At 64.8% G+C, this 14,030-nt stretch carries 16 protein-coding genes; 7 read left to right on the forward strand and 9 right to left on the reverse strand.

What is annotated here, in order from left to right:
- Positions 1-9: 9 nt before the first annotated feature.
- From L8F45_RS24290 to L8F45_RS24300, 3 genes are all read left to right on the forward strand, one after another.
- On the forward strand, positions 10-570 hold the full coding sequence (locus L8F45_RS24290; RefSeq protein WP_342360406.1) for a hypothetical protein: 561 nt from the start codon (positions 10-12) through the stop codon (positions 568-570).
- A 103-nt stretch (positions 571-673) separates the two neighbouring features.
- The gene (locus L8F45_RS24295; RefSeq protein WP_342360407.1) at positions 674-1,663 is read left to right on the forward strand and encodes an ABC transporter transmembrane domain-containing protein; all 990 of its coding nucleotides are present in this window, start codon (positions 674-676) and stop codon (positions 1,661-1,663) included.
- A gap of 38 nt (positions 1,664-1,701) precedes the next feature.
- Positions 1,702-1,977, forward strand: a complete 276-nt coding sequence (locus L8F45_RS24300) for a GNAT family N-acetyltransferase (protein ID WP_342360408.1) — start codon at positions 1,702-1,704, stop codon at positions 1,975-1,977.
- A gap of 9 nt (positions 1,978-1,986) precedes the next feature.
- Here L8F45_RS24300 and L8F45_RS24305 read toward each other — a convergent pair whose 3' ends face one another.
- The 6 genes from L8F45_RS24305 to L8F45_RS24330 all read right to left on the reverse strand — a co-directional run bounded on the left by L8F45_RS24305 (position 1,987) and on the right by L8F45_RS24330 (position 7,457).
- Positions 1,987-2,754, reverse strand: a complete 768-nt coding sequence (locus L8F45_RS24305; protein WP_342360409.1) for a TerC family protein — start codon at positions 2,752-2,754, stop codon at positions 1,987-1,989.
- A 77-nt stretch (positions 2,755-2,831) separates the two neighbouring features.
- Positions 2,832-3,524 (reverse strand): lytic transglycosylase domain-containing protein, encoded by a 693-nt coding sequence (locus L8F45_RS24310; RefSeq protein ID WP_342360410.1) that lies wholly within the window; start codon positions 3,522-3,524, stop codon positions 2,832-2,834.
- Between the two features lie 3 nt (positions 3,525-3,527).
- Positions 3,528-4,853, reverse strand: coding sequence for a L,D-transpeptidase family protein (locus tag L8F45_RS24315; protein WP_342360411.1), 1,326 nt, complete (start codon positions 4,851-4,853; stop codon positions 3,528-3,530).
- Positions 4,854-4,985: 132 nt separating this feature from the next.
- Complete coding sequence (locus L8F45_RS24320; protein ID WP_342360412.1) at positions 4,986-5,939, reverse strand: acetyl-CoA carboxylase carboxyltransferase subunit alpha; 954 nt, start codon at positions 5,937-5,939, stop codon at positions 4,986-4,988.
- A gap of 150 nt (positions 5,940-6,089) precedes the next feature.
- On the reverse strand, positions 6,090-6,824 hold the full coding sequence (locus L8F45_RS24325) for a methyltransferase domain-containing protein (protein ID WP_342360413.1): 735 nt from the start codon (positions 6,822-6,824) through the stop codon (positions 6,090-6,092).
- Between the two features lie 66 nt (positions 6,825-6,890).
- A complete protein-coding gene (locus tag L8F45_RS24330) occupies positions 6,891-7,457 on the reverse strand; it encodes a TetR/AcrR family transcriptional regulator (protein ID WP_342360414.1) in 567 nt (188 codons plus the stop codon).
- Positions 7,458-7,536: 79 nt separating this feature from the next.
- Between L8F45_RS24330 and L8F45_RS24335 the strand changes: the two genes are divergently transcribed.
- The 4 genes from L8F45_RS24335 (at position 7,537) to L8F45_RS24350 (ending at position 10,387) form a co-directional block, all read left to right on the forward strand.
- Entirely contained in the window at positions 7,537-8,439 is a 903-nt protein-coding gene (locus L8F45_RS24335; protein WP_342360415.1) for an alpha/beta hydrolase family protein, read from the forward strand.
- A gap of 59 nt (positions 8,440-8,498) precedes the next feature.
- Positions 8,499-9,263: a hydroxyacylglutathione hydrolase gene (gloB, locus tag L8F45_RS24340; RefSeq protein WP_342360416.1), complete on the forward strand. Its 765-nt coding sequence runs from the start codon at positions 8,499-8,501 to the stop codon at positions 9,261-9,263.
- A gap of 81 nt (positions 9,264-9,344) precedes the next feature.
- On the forward strand, positions 9,345-9,941 hold the full coding sequence (locus L8F45_RS24345) for an isochorismatase family protein (protein ID WP_342363559.1): 597 nt from the start codon (positions 9,345-9,347) through the stop codon (positions 9,939-9,941).
- Positions 9,938-10,387: a cupin domain-containing protein gene (locus L8F45_RS24350; RefSeq protein WP_342360417.1), complete on the forward strand. Its 450-nt coding sequence runs from the start codon at positions 9,938-9,940 to the stop codon at positions 10,385-10,387. Before L8F45_RS24345 ends, L8F45_RS24350 begins: the two co-directional genes overlap by 4 nt.
- 178 nt (positions 10,388-10,565) lie before the next feature.
- On the opposite strand, the gene L8F45_RS24355 is transcribed toward L8F45_RS24350, so the two are convergent.
- From L8F45_RS24355 to L8F45_RS24365, 3 genes are read right to left on the reverse strand one after another with little or no spacing between them, the layout of a single operon-like run.
- Entirely contained in the window at positions 10,566-11,084 is a 519-nt protein-coding gene (locus L8F45_RS24355; RefSeq protein WP_342360418.1) for a DUF3828 domain-containing protein, read from the reverse strand.
- A gap of 24 nt (positions 11,085-11,108) precedes the next feature.
- Positions 11,109-12,293 carry a pyridoxal phosphate-dependent aminotransferase gene (locus tag L8F45_RS24360; protein ID WP_342360419.1) on the reverse strand — a complete coding sequence of 395 codons (1,185 nt, stop codon included), beginning with the start codon at positions 12,291-12,293 and terminating at the stop codon, positions 11,109-11,111.
- 30 nt (positions 12,294-12,323) lie between these two features.
- A complete protein-coding gene (locus tag L8F45_RS24365) occupies positions 12,324-14,006 on the reverse strand; it encodes a heparinase II/III family protein (protein ID WP_342360420.1) in 1,683 nt (560 codons plus the stop codon).
- Positions 14,007-14,030: the final 24 nt, after the last annotated feature.

Consider the following 14,030-nt stretch of genomic DNA (forward strand, 5'->3'; position numbering starts at 1 on the left):
GCGCGGCGCGTGATCGCCGAGCCCGCGCCACCCGAGCCCGTCGGCTACTCGCTGACGCCTGAAGAGTATGATCGCCTGCACGCGATGTCGTCGCGGCATTGGCGGGAGTTTCAGCAAGTCAGACCTTCGTGGATCGCGTATGCCGTCTTCAGCCTGTTCGCTGTGACGCCGATCCTCTTTTTTGGATTGGGCTGGATCGGGAAATCGATGGTCCTGCTGCTCATGATGACCGGCGGCGTCGCCTACGCCGCCGGCTGGATTGTCGCCGAACATGAGATGCGCAGGGCGCAGGGCGCGTTCGTGCGATTTTATGAGTCGGAGAGCCTCTATCACGCGGGTCTTGAAGTGAGGATCGACGCGGAGGGGCTGCACGGATCGGCGCCCCATATGCGATGGACCGTCGGCTGGTCGTCAGGCGTGAAGCTCGACAGGGTGGGCGGCTTTATCCTGCTCTGGCAGGGACGGACAAGAGCGGTCGCCATTCCCGATCGCGCCTTTGCTGACATGAGCAAACGGGACACTTTCATCGCCTATGCGAAGACGATGATCGCGGCGGCGAAGCAGGGCTAGTCTCGGCGGAACATTCGCGCCTCCGTCGCCATTGCTCCAGACCGCGCATTCATGCGGCTGCCTGGACGATCGCTCTGCTTTGATTGCCGCGCTTATTCGCCGTTTGCGTCCGCTTTCCGCGCGTGATCCCGATGTGGTGCGCGGCGACGAATCCTTGCCGCGCTTCGCCTGGCGCACAAGCGGCGTTCACCAATTTATCGTTGGCGCTCTGGCGATCCTCGTCTCGCTGCTGAATTTTGCGCCCATCGATCTGCAGCGCCGGATCATCGATGGCCCGGTGATGCACAGGGAAATTGGCGTGCTCGCCTTCATGTGCGTTATCTATCTCGCTGTCGCGATCGTGCAGGCGATCCTCAAATATGTGTTGATGGTCTACCAGGCTTGGGTCAGCGAGGGCGCAATCAAGATTGCGCGTGATCACCTCGTGAAGCTTGCGCCATCACGCGCGGCGCAATCCGACGCGTCGAGCGGCGAAGCCGTGAATGTGATCAGCCGGGAGGTCGATGCGGTTGGCGGTTTCGTCGGCACAAGTATTTCAGAATTTGTCGTCAATCTCTCCTTCCTCTTCTTCACAGCGAGCTACATGCTGGTCATGCAGCCGCTCATCGCACTGACGAGCGCGCTATTTTTGATTCCGCAGGCGCTGATGGCGCCCTGGCTGCAGGCGTATCTCAACGAACTCTACGAACGGCAGGTGAAGCTGATCCGTAAGCTTGGCAAAGAGACCGCTGCGATCGTCGACGCCGACAAGATGAAGGCCAGAGCGCCTCCCGCCATCGGCGCCATCTATTGGAACCGCATCCGCTATCACACGCTCAAATATGGCTTGAAAGCGCTGCTCAATTTCGCCAGCTCGATGGGGCCGCTCTCGGTGCTGGGGATCGGCGGCTATATGGTGATTAAGGGAGAGACGACGATCGGCGTCGTGCTCGCTTTCGTCTCAGGCTTCGAGCGGCTCTCAAATCCCGTGCGTGATCTGCTCGGCTTCTATCGCGACTATCAGCAGGCCAGGGTCCAGCATCTCATGATCGTGCGCTGGCTCGAGGGCGCCGGTCCTGAATCTGATCAAACTGGCGCGCCGCGGCAGGCGTGACCATATAGGAGGATGTCGAGAGCCGCTCCGGAGCTTGCATGTCGAACACCGTCCGCAACAATGAATCCGCCAACCGTTTCGAGCTCGATGTCGACGGTCATGTCGCTTTCGCTGAATACAAACTCGCGCCCGGTGTGATCACTTTCACGCATACCGTCGTGCCGAAGGAGTTGGGCGGGCGCGGCGTCGGTTCGATGCTGGCGCGCGGCGCGCTCGATCAGGTTCGCGCGAGCGGCCTGAAAGTCGTCGCGCAATGTCCGTTCATCGCGGCCTTCATCAAGAAGAATGACGAGTACGCTGATTTGCTCGCGTGAGGCGCGCCGTCATCGCTTGACAGGAATGCGCGCCTTCTCGGCCTCGGTGGTCCTCCTGCGCGCATTGCGCGCCGCCATGTTGAGCCCTTCGACCAGCGCCGAGAACGCCATCGCCGCATAGATGTAGCCTTTCGGCACCTCGGCGTGGAAGCCTTCGGCGATCAAGGTCATGCCGATCATCAGAAGGAAGGCGAGCGCCAGCATCACAACGCTTGGATTGGCGTTGATGAAATTCGCGAGCGGAGTGGCGGCGACCAGCATCACGATGACGGTGATGATGACGGCGATCGCCATGATCGCGATATGCTTGGTCATGCCGACGGCGGTGATGATGGAGTCAACGGAGAAGACCATGTCGAGCAGCAGGATCTGGCCGATCGCCGCGCCATAGCCGATCGCGGAAGGGCCGCTGAACATGTCGGGCCCGTGATCGGGATCGACATTATGATGAATCTCCTTCGTCGCTTTCCAGACGAGGAACAGGCCGCCACCAATCAGGATCATGTCGCGCCAGGATAGTCCCTGACCCAATATCGTGATGACAGGCGTGGTGAGCTGCACGATCAGGAACACGGTTCCCAGCAACGCGAGCCGAAGAACAAGCGCCGCGCCGATGCCCAGTGTGCGCGCGCTCCGGCGCTGCTCTTCCGGCAGCTTGTTCGTCAGGATCGAGATGAAGATCAGATTGTCGATGCCGAGAACGATCTCCATGACGATAAGGGTCGCCAGCGCGGCCCAGTTGGCGGGGTCCGCGAAAATGCTCAGCGCCTCGGCCATGGAAATCGATCTCCTTTGCTCTTCGTTCAGGGGCCGACGTACACGCCTGCAAATTATGGCGCGCGTAAGTGCGCGGCTCAGATTCTGAAGGCGCGCGCCCTGGCGTCCAGCGCTTTCATGCGCGCGTCATAGAGTTTCCAGCTCACCCGGCTTTTCAGCCTGACGCCGCGCGCCAGCCGTCGCGCCGCCTGCTGCGTGCCGATCGCGACGCCCATCCTGAACGTGTCGGCGCGGAACCCGAATGTCGGTTCCGGGACCTCGCCGGTCACGGGATAGCCGACGCTGGCGAGATGCGCGCGCGCCGCCACGCAATAGCGCACGGAGAGAACCGAGAAGCGCGTTTCATTGTGGCCGGCGCGATATTTCATCAAAGCGGTGCAGAGATCGCCGCCTGCGAGCTTCCACGCATCGGCGAGATAGCGCACGCCGAGACGGATGTTGGTCTCAGGGTCAGCGAGCGCCGCATCGTCGCCGGAGAAGCCAAGCAGGCGCGCTGTCGGCGGCATCACCTGCATGAGGCCGATTTCGCCGGCGTTGCCGCGTGCGTCCGGGCGATAGCCGCTCTCCACCTTCATCACGGCGTCGGCGATTTCCGGCGGCAGGCCGCGTGGCCCGGCTTCGCGCGTCGCAATGGCGCGGAACTGATCGCGCGGCGAGGGCGCGATGTCGTGCGGCTCCGCGCGCGCGATTGTCGTCGCGCAGGCGCAAAGGAGGAGGGAGAGAGAAATCGAGCAGCCGACCGACCGGCCGCAGGCCGGCCGCCGGGGCATTGCTCAGCGCGACGTGGAAGTGAACGCGCTGTTCGCCGAGATGGCGCGACGCGGCGGCAGCGGAATGTCCGCTTCCTGCCGCGCCGGCTGCGCGTCGGACGAGCCGCCGAGACCAACCGCGCCGAGCATCTTGCGGAACATGCTCTTCTCTTCGGGCGCTGGCGCAGGCGTGGGCTCAAGACGTGCGACCACGGTCGTCTGCGGCGGCGTCGCGGCCGGCTGAGCGGTCGCGGGTTTCGCGGGAGAGGCAGCCGGCACAGCGGGCGCGGGCGTTGACGCGGGCTGAGCCGCGGCGACGGCGGTCGCCTTGAGCGGCTTGCCATCGGGACCAATCGGAATGAATTGCTCGGCGCCAATCGCTTCCGGACGGCTCATTTCAGCGTAGGCGTTCGCCTGCGTGGAGCCAGAGCCGCTGAACAAAGTCTCCACGCCATTGCCGCCGGCATAGGCGAGCGCTGTGCCGCGGAACGACGAATGCTGGCCGCCATCGGCGTAGACCACCTTTACGGCGGGCGCGCCATGCTGGACGAGCTCGGCGATCCTGGCGTTGTCCGCGGCCGTCTTGCGGGCGACGGCGACGCGCACGTCGTCAGACACCGCCGGCGCGGCGGAGTCAGGCGCATTGAACAGATAACGACCGCCGCTCGCGGTCACGCGCGGCTCTTCGCCAGTGACCTCGAAATAGTCGCTGCCTTCCTTCAGATTCTTCCAGAACGCGATGTTGGGGTTGTAGCGGTGCTTGGCGAGATTCTCCGCCGTCATGCGGAACGGATAGGACTGCATCTGCACCGCGCGCTGGCCGCCGCCCTGGGCGTCGCGCACCAGCGCGTAAATGTCCTGAACCTGCTGGTCGGTCATCGAATAGCAGCCCGCCGATGAGCAGGCGCCATGCACCATCAGGAATTTGCCGGTGCGGCCGTGCTGACGGTCATAGGCGTTTGGAAAGCCCATATCGAACGACAGATGGTAGTTCGAATTCGGGTTCATCTGCGCTGGCGAAATTGGGTAATAGCCTTCCGGCGCCTGGCGGTCGCCTTCTTTCACCTTCGGACCAAGCTGGCCGGACCAGCGGCAGATCGGGAACGTCTTCAGAAGCGCATAGCGGCCGTCGCGGCCCTTCTTCCAGACCTCGAGTTCGGCTTCCTGCTTGTAGGAGCGGATCAGGATCGGGTCGCTCCTGGTCATGCCCTTTTCGGACATGAGACCGACGATCTCAGGCGACATGGCGACCCAGTGGCGCGAGCCGGACCCGCGATAATCGTCCTGGCAGCCCGCCAAACCGATCGCGACGACCGCAACGAAGAGGGTGCTTGCAACTGGTCGAAACATGATCATCCCTGACGCGCGTCAGCCGCGACCCCAGAAAACCTGCTTATCGTTACATCGAGGTTTCTGCAATCTCGGTAATTTTCCGGTTATGATGAAGTAATTCTTAAGCCGGCGCGAGCCTGCCGGGCGCCCTCAGAGCATCCGGCCGATGGCGAGGAATTTCTCCGCCCTGGCGTCCCGGATCGCCGTTGGCTCCATGCCCGAGAACTGACCAAGCGATTCCTCGATCGCCTCGCTCGCCGCGGCGATGGCCGCCGTCGGGTCGCGATGGGCGCCGCCGGCCGGCTCCTTCACGATCGCGTCGATGACGCCGAGCTTCAGCAGATCGGCCGCCGTGATCCTCATATTGGTCGCCGCCTCCTGCGCCTTGGCGGCGTCGCGCCACAGGATCGAGGCGGCGCCCTCGGGCGAGATCACGCTATAGATTGCGTGCTCCATCATCAGCACCCGGTTGGCCGTGGCGATGGCGATCGCGCCGCCGGAGCCGCCCTCGCCCACAATAAGGGCGACGATCGGCACGCCGAGCGAAAGGCAGGTCTCGGTCGAGACGGCGATGGCCTGAGCCTGGCCGCGCTCCTCGGCCTCGATGCCGGGGAAGGCGCCGGCCGTGTCGACCAGCGTAATGAGGGGGACGCCGAAGCGGTCGGCGAGCTCCATCAGGCGAACCGCCTTGCGGTAGCCCTCGGGCTTCGCCATGCCGAAATTATGCTTGAGGCGGGAGGTCGTATCGAAACCCTTCTCCTGGCCGATCACGCAGACCGACTGGCCCTTGAAGCGGCCGAGCCCGCCGATCACAGCCTCGTCCTCAGCAAAACCGCGATCGCCGGCGAGCGGCGTGAAATCGGTGATCATGCCTTCGATCAGATCGCGGGCGTGCGGCCGCTGGGGATGGCGCGCCACCAGAGCGCGCTGCCAGGGCGTCAGCGACTTGTAGAGATCGACGAGCGCGAGCCGCGCCTTCTCCTCGAGGCGGGCGATGTCCTCGCCTAACTCGACGCCGCCGCCGCCTGCGCTCAGGGCCTTCAGCTCATCGACCTTCGCCTCCAGTTCGGCGACGGATTTTTCAAAGTCGAGATAGCTGCGCAAACGGCCTGCTCCGAGGGGGCGTCAATCTGTCGGGGATACCCCCCTGCCTGAGGCGCGCGGACACTGTCGTGGCGGGCCATGCGCGTCAAGCGCGGGTCGGCGCGGCCTTTTGGCGGCAGCGCAGGCGATTCGCCAGCAAAAAGATGCGGCTCAGCGAATGGCGACACGCGTCGCCGCGGCGGCCGGCGCCGCCACGAGGAGGTCGCGACGCTGCGGCCGCGCAAGCGCCGGCCGGTAGAGCTGCTTGGTGGCCTCGACGATATGGACGCCGGCGAAGGGCAGGGCGAGCAGCCGGCCGGCGGCCTCCCAGGCGCCGGCGGTGCGCAGCATGAGCCGCCGCTGCGAAGGCGGGAAATAGAGCGCCTCGCGCCAATGTTCGGGCGAAAACAGGGCCCCGCGCATGAGATCGGCGAGCTGGCCCTTGCTGTAGGGCTGGCCCTGGCCGAACGGCGTCATGTCGGACGAGGCCCAGACGCCGCGGCGGTTAGGGATGATGGCGATGAGCCGGCCGCCGGGGGTGAGCACACGCCAGATTTCGCCGAGGAGGTCTGCTGGATGGAAGACAGCCTCCAGCGCGTGGGTGAGCAGGATGCGCTCGATCGAGGCGTTCGGCAGCGGGATTTCGTAGGGGTCGATCAGAGCGGTGACCGAGGGGCCGTCGCCCGGCCAGTTCACGACTCCCTGCGCCGCCGGCATCAGCGCCAGCACCCGCTCCGCCTCGCTGCGCCAGAAGGGCAGGAAGGGCGTGGCGTAGCCAATGCCAGCGATCGAGACGCCGCGCGCTTCGGGCCAGAGGTCAGCGAGCGTCCGCCCCAGCACGCGGCGGGTCACCGCGCCAAGCGGCGTCGCATAGAAGGAGCGGAGGTCGACGACGTCCAGAGGCATTGCTGGAGATGTAGCGCGGAACCTGGCTCAGGCGAAACGCGCGGACGCCGCTTCCGCACTTCTTGGCTAACCGTTCCAGCCGACGAGAAAGGCCTCGATCGCCCGATGCAGCGGCTCCTTCGATTGCTGCACGCGAGCAAGGATCCAGGCGCCCTCGACCAGCATGATGAGATGCTCGGCGTCGGAGGCGCTGAAGCTGCTTTCGTTGAGGCGTCGCGCATGCCCCACCAATTTCGCCTCCCAGTCCGCGAAGACCTCGCGCACGGCCGCCGCGTGAGAGCCGATGCGGAGCGAGGTGTCGAGCGCGATTGAAGTTACAGGACAGCCCTCGCTGAAGCCGGAGCGCTCGAACCAGTCGGCGAGGCCGCCGACGAGCGCCCGCAACCCGGAGGCGAGATCGCGCGCGCCTTCCATCGCGCTATCGATCGCCTTGCCCATCTCGGCCCCGGAGTGGCGGATCACGGCTTCGCCAAGTTGTTCTTTTCCCTCGGGAAAGTGGTGATAGAATGATCCTTTGGGTGCGCTCGCCGCCGCCAGAATCTCGTTCAGCCCCACGCCGTCATAACCGCGCTGCCGGAACAGGGCGGCGGAGACCCGGATGAGGCGCGTTCTGGCGTCAGAGGGGCGCGGCATTGCGTGCGTCACCTTGTTGTAGGGCGATTGGTCTAATGTTAGCGTCTCTAGACCGATCGCCCTAGAATAAGGCTGCGTCATGTCGACCGCAACGACCCGCGCCACAGCTTCGCCCGGCCTTCCCCAGGCGATCGTCGAGGATGTCAGCTTCGACACAAAGGACGGCCGGACGCTGATCGGGCGGCTGTACCGTCCCGAGGAAGCGCCCCGGCTCGCCGTCGTCATCCATGGCGGGGCCGGCTTTCCCGCGCGCTTCTATCGCGACTTCGCGTCCTGGTTCGCCACGACCTATGGCGCGGCCGTGTTGACCTATGACTATCGCGATTTCGGCTGGTCGCTCGCCGGGCCGTTGGCGAAATCGTCGGCGCGGATCAGCGACTGGGCGATCGCCGATCAATCGGCGGCGTTGTCCTGGCTTGTCAGCCGCTTTCCCGATCTGCCTCCGCGAGTCGTCGGCCATTCCCTCGGCGGCCAGTGGCTCGCCTTCCATGATGAGGTCGCGCGCATCGACCGTGTCGCCGCGGTCGCTTCCGGCCCCGCTTTCTGGCTGGAGCATCCCTGGTCTTACATGCCCCAGGTGATCGCCTTCTGGTGGCTGCTTGGACCAGTGGCGACCCGCTTCGCCGGCTACATGCCCGGACGCCTGCTCGGGCTCGGCGCCGACATTCCGGCCAATGTCTATTGGGAATGGCGCAGGCTCTGCCTGACCCGCGGCTATCATCGCGCCGAATGGGGCCGGGCTTATCCAACCCCGAAGCTCGACGCCGCGCTCTTCGATCTCACCATCGTCCCGATCGTGGATGATGTGCTGATCACGCCCGCCATGGTGCGCAAGCTGCCGGGCTTCTATCCCCATGCGCGCGTGCGCGAGGCATTGATCGATCCGGCGGCGCTGGGCCTGAAAAAGGTCGGCCATGGCGGCGCTTTCCTCGCGCGCAACAAGGCCTGCTGGCCTCTGATCGCGGAGCCGCTGCTTGATTGAGTTGACGATGCGTCCCGCGCCATCGCGTGCTAAACGCGGCTCAACTTCAGGAGCCGCTCATGCCCGCCCAGTTCGAGACCTTCCTCTGCCTTTCCGACAATATCGGCGTGCTGATGCATGATCCCGCCACGGGAAAGACTGCGACGATCGATGTTCCCGATGCGGAGGCGGTGCTGGCGGCGGCGGCGCGGCGCGGCTGGGTGATCAGCGACATCCTGATCACCCATGAGCATGGCGACCATGTGCAGGGCGTCGCCGCGGTGAAGGAGAAGACGGGCGCCACGGTTGCAGGCCCGATGCAGGCGATGACATCAGCTCCGGTGGACATCGTCGTGCAGGACGAGACGCAGGTGCGAGTCGGCAATCTCCGCGGCGACGTGCGGGCGACGCCAGGCCACTCCGCCGGCCATGTGATCTATCATTTCGCCGATGAGAACGCCGCCTTCGTCGGCGACGTGCTCTTCGTGATGGGCTGCGGCCGCGTCAGCGGCAGCATGGACCAGATGTGGAAATCGGTCGGCATTGTGGGCGCGCTGCCTGACGACACCAAGCTGTGGGTCGGGCACGACTATACGCTGTCGAACGCGAAATTCGCCCTGTCCGTCGACCCCGACAATGAAGACCTGCAGAAGCGCTTCATGCGCGCCGAGACGATGAAGGCGAACGGCGAACTCTGGGGCACGACCAACATCGGCATGGAGAAGCTGACCAATCCGTTTCTTCGCCTGAAGGAGAAAGCCATCCGCAAGGCGACGCGGCTTGGCGAGGGCCAGACGCAGCGCGACACCTTTGAAGCGCTGCGCGAGATGAAGAACCGATTCTGAAGCGCGCGCGATCGGCGCCATCACGCTTTGTCATTGGCGCTGGCGCGCACGATCTTCTAGGCGAACGTCAGGGAGGGCATGATGAGCTTCGACCGCGCCGTTCTTCTGCCTGTTGACATGCAGCGCGCATTCGATGCGCCGCCCTGGCCGCGCCGGAACAATCCTGATCTCGATCGCAACGGCCTTGCGCTGCTCGCCGCCTGGCGCGCGGCCGGCCTGCCGATCATCCATGTGCGTCACGATTCGGTCGAGGCGCAATCGACGCTCCGTCCGGGCCAGCCCGGCAACGATTTTCGCGAAGGCTTCGCGCCTCGGACGGGCGAAGACCTCGTCGTGAAGAGCGTCAACGCCGCCTTCATCGGCACTGATCTCGATCTCCGCCTGCGTCGCCTCGGCGCCGAGCGCATTGTCGCTTTCGGCGTGTCGACTGACATGTGCGTGTCGACCAGCGTGCGCGTCGGCGCCAATCTCGGCTGGCGCATGATGCTCGTCGAGGACGCCTGCGCGGCGTTCGATCTGCCCGATGGCCGCGGTGGAACGATTGCGGCGGACGCGATTCATGCAGCCCATGTGGCGACGCTGAAATTCGAATTCGCCGAGGTGAGGCGAACGGCCGATGTGATCGCCGAACTCGAGAAAATGCGCGACGCGGCGGATGCGGAAGCTCATCCGACATGAAGGAATCGGCTACATCGTCGGCGCGCGACGTGATCGCGCGGCTCAATCTCAAAAAGCATCCCGAAGGCGGCTGGTATCGCGAGACCTTTCGCGACCCCGCGGTCGACGCGAATGGCCGCTCCCGCTCGACGCTGATCTATTACCTGCTTGAAGCCGGCGAGACGTCGGAATGGCATCGCGTTGACGCGACCGAGGTCTGGCTCTGGCACGCCGGCGCGCCTCTGGTGATCACGGTGTCAGAGAATGGCCATGACGCCTCGGCGCATCATCTCGGCTCGGTGCTGGAGACGGGGCAGCGGCCGCAATTCGTGGTGCCGGCGGGATGGTGGCAAACCGCGACATCGCTCGGCGCCTGGACGCTGGTGAGTTGCACGGTCGCGCCGGCGTTCGAATTCTCGGGCTTCGAGATGGCCCCGAAGGATTGGCGGCCGACGCCGCGAAGCTAGAGTTAGAGCTTGATGATTTTGGATTGAATCATTCCGCCGTCATCCCGGGACGCGCGCAGCGCGGGCCCGGGACCCATCGCGCCGCCGCACAATTGCCTGGGTTCCGGGCTCGCGCCTTCGGCGCGCCCCGGAATGACGGCGGAAATATTCAAAGCTGATTTCATCACGCTTTAGCTTTCTACGGCTTGAACTCCCGCAGGATCTTCGCGATGCGGTTGGGCGCCTCGGCGTCTGATTTCGTCTCGATGTCCTCGACCTTCCAGACGCCGCCTTCTTTCACGAAATAGAAGGTATTGTGGTTCTTTGAGTCGAAATTCTTGAAATCGACCGTCACTGTCGCTTTTTCGCCCGCAGTCTGCGTCGGAGAAACTTTGATCTCGCTCAGGCGGTTGTCCTGGCCATTGACGATGAAGTCCCAGTCGATGGCGCAGACGCCCTGCTCCTTCTTTTCGCAGGCGTCGTTCTTCCTCCAGAGCGCGGCGAATGATTTTGAAGCGCGCGCGACGACGAGACGATAATTGGCGGTTTTCTGCAGCTTCTCGTCCTTTTCGGCGCGGACATAGAGATCATAGACGGACTTCAGCCAGACGGCCGGATCGGGTTCGCGCGCATTCACTTGCGCGTTGACAGGCGTTGCGAGGGCGAGGCTTGCGAGCGCAAGGATCGCCGCAGCGGCGTTGCGAATAAAGCTCATCATGAAATCTCTCCTGGAATCCTGCTGTCAGGCGGCGTTCCTCCGCGTGAGGAAGTCGCCCATGCGCTGCAGCGCCTTTTCGATGTTCGGCAACGAATTGGCGTAGGAAAGCCTGATATAACCTTCGCCGTGAACGCCGAAATCGGGTCCGCCGATGGTTGCGACGCCCGTATCGTCGAGAAGCGCGCTCGCCAGCGGCTTCGCCTTCCATCCCGTCTTCGAGACATTGGGGAAAGCGTAGAAAGCGCCCTTCGGCGTGATGCAGGAGACGCCCGGCAGTTTGTTCAATCCAGCGACAACGGCCTTGCGGCGGCGATCGAATTCCGCCGCCATCGTCGCGACCGCATCCTGCGGTCCCGTCAGCGCGGCGAGGCCGGCATATTGGGCCGACGCGTTGACGCAGGAATAGGAATTCACCGCGAGCTTGCGCGCCATCTCGTAGAGCTTGTCCGGCCACACCGAATAGCCCATGCGCCAGCCTGTCATGGCGTAGGTTTTCGACCAGCCATTGAGCAGGATGAGCCGGTCGCGAATCTCGGGATAGTTCAGGAGCGAGACATGCTCCATTCCGTCATAGACGAGCTGGTCGTAGATCTCGTCCGACATGATTGCGACGTCAGGCCAGCGCGCGAGGCCCGCGACGAGTCTGTCGATCTCCACCTTCGGCGTGACGCCGCCGGTCGGATTGGCCGGCGAATTCACGATGATGAGGCGCGTGCGGCTGTTGATCAATGCGAGCGTTTCGTCGGCGGAGAAGGCGAAACCGTTCTCCTCGCGGATCGGAATCGGGATCGGCGTCGCGCCTGTATATTCGATCATCGAGCGATAGATGGGAAAGCCGGGATCGGGATAGAGGATCTCCGCGCCCGGCTCGCCGAACATCAGGATCGCCATATACATGGTGACCTTGCCGCCCGGGACGATCAGCACCTTGTCCGGCGACACGCTCGCGTTGAATCGGCGATGCAGATCGGCGGCGACAGCTTCGCGCAGCGGCTGGATGCCGGTCGCCGGCGTGTAGCCGTGATGGCCATCGCGCAGCGCCTTGATGGCGGCCTCGACAATGTGCGGCGGCGTCGGGAAATCGGGCTGGCCGATGCCGAGATTGATCACATCCTTGCCCTGCTGCTGCAGCGCCACCGCGCGCGCCAGCACGGCGAAGGCGTTCTCTTCGCCGATGCGATCGAAATTCGCGACGGTGTGCAAAGTCATGTTTCTCTCCCCGACGCATAAAAGCGCCGATCAATTGCCCTCGTTGCGCGTGCGTCCCTGCGCGACCCGCTCAAGCGACCATGCCACATGGCGGCGATCGGCGAGATTCATGCGCATCACGATCTGCATGGTCCGACGCGGCGCGCCGTCGCCGAGATAGATCGAGTCCTCGATCTCGAGCAGCGAATCCTCGACCTCGAAGCGCCATGAAGCGCCGTCGCGCGCCACGAGGAGCACGAAGGCGTCGTCGTCTGGCAGTCGCGCCTCGATCGCGGGATGGATGTGGAATCGCAATGCGATCGGCACATGATCGGTGGTCGGCTCGCCGGGAAACACGTCGCGGCCGGTGAGGCGCAAGCCATCGGGCGAGATCGTGACATGACGCTGATGCAGCACGCCGAAACGCTCTTCGTAGCCGTCATGGGAGCATTGGATCGCCTGCCCGTCCTCGGAGAGATCGGCGCGCACATGCGCGGGGCCGGCGAGATAATTCGCTTCCGGCGTTTCGACGAAACGCGCCGACGTCGCGTTGCCGAGCGTTGCGGTGGAATGGGCGATCGTCGTGCGCACGGCTTCGCCAAGCTCTGTGCCTTCGTCGCGCGGCGCGGCGCAATTGACGATCCAGCGGCGGCCCTCGCTCGAAAATTCCACTGACAGGCAACCGGCATGGGCCTGCGCGGTCGCGGCGATCGGTCCTGCAGGAGCCGCATCGACCAGCGCGACGGAGTCGGCGGCGACAAGGCGCGCATAGCCGCCGCGCAGGCCGGGACTCGAAGGCGAGGCGACGTCGCCATAGGCGATGAGCGTGGCGAGCAGTTCGCGCGGCGCGCCGCCGGCGCCGTTGAAGGCTGCGAGCGCGCCGTCGGCATGGCGCATATGGCGCACCATGGCGATCATGCGGTCGATGGCGTTGAGAATGTCGGCCGGCGGCTCGACGCCGCGACGCACGAAGCATTGCCGCAGCGGGATCAATTCGAACAGCAACGTGACCGGCGTTTCCGGATTGCGCCCGACATGGCCGCCATCAGCGGCGATCTGGGCGTTCAGCTCGCGCGTCACCAGCGCGATCGCGCGGCGCGCCAGCCGCTCGGAGCGGTCGGTCGACAAGGCGAGATGGAGAAGCGCGATGCCGGCCTGCAACCGGCCGAGCGGATCATATTCGGCGACGGCGGCTCTCTGCAGCCGCTTTCCGTGGCGGGCAAGGGAGCGCAGGAACGCTTTGTAGAAAACCGCATCGGCGCCATCGAGCACGAAAGGCGCCGACGCAAGCAGCGCGATCAGCCGGCGCGCCGCTGATTTCGTCCCCATGGCCTCTGGAGGCAGCGACTTCAGCGCGAAGAATTCGGAGAGCAGCCAGCGCGCCTGCGCCCGCCCGTCCGGCGTCTCGATCGCCGAGAGATGCCGGAGCCAGGAGAAGCTGTAGAGGCCGCGCAACCAGACGGATGGCGCAGCCGCCACGGAGAAGGGCGACATGTCGCCCGTCGCGACCACCTTGCCGCCGAGCGCGAAATGGCCGGCGAGGATGTCCTGCGCGGTCTCGGGATCGATGGTGCGAAGATCCGGCGGCACGATGACCAGACGCGTCGGCTGCGGCCCGAGCCGGACCGACAAAGCGCGCCAGGGCGCTTCGAGCGCTCCGCGAATCCGGCGCGTCAGGCGGCCGAAGCGCAGGCGCGTGATCGGTCGCGAGAGGGAGGGGGACGCGTCAGACACAGCGCTTATGCTTTATCATTAACC

Origin of the sequence: Terrirubrum flagellatum (assembly GCF_022059845.1) — a bacterium.
Taxonomy (GTDB): domain Bacteria; phylum Pseudomonadota; class Alphaproteobacteria; order Rhizobiales; family Beijerinckiaceae; genus Terrirubrum; species Terrirubrum flagellatum.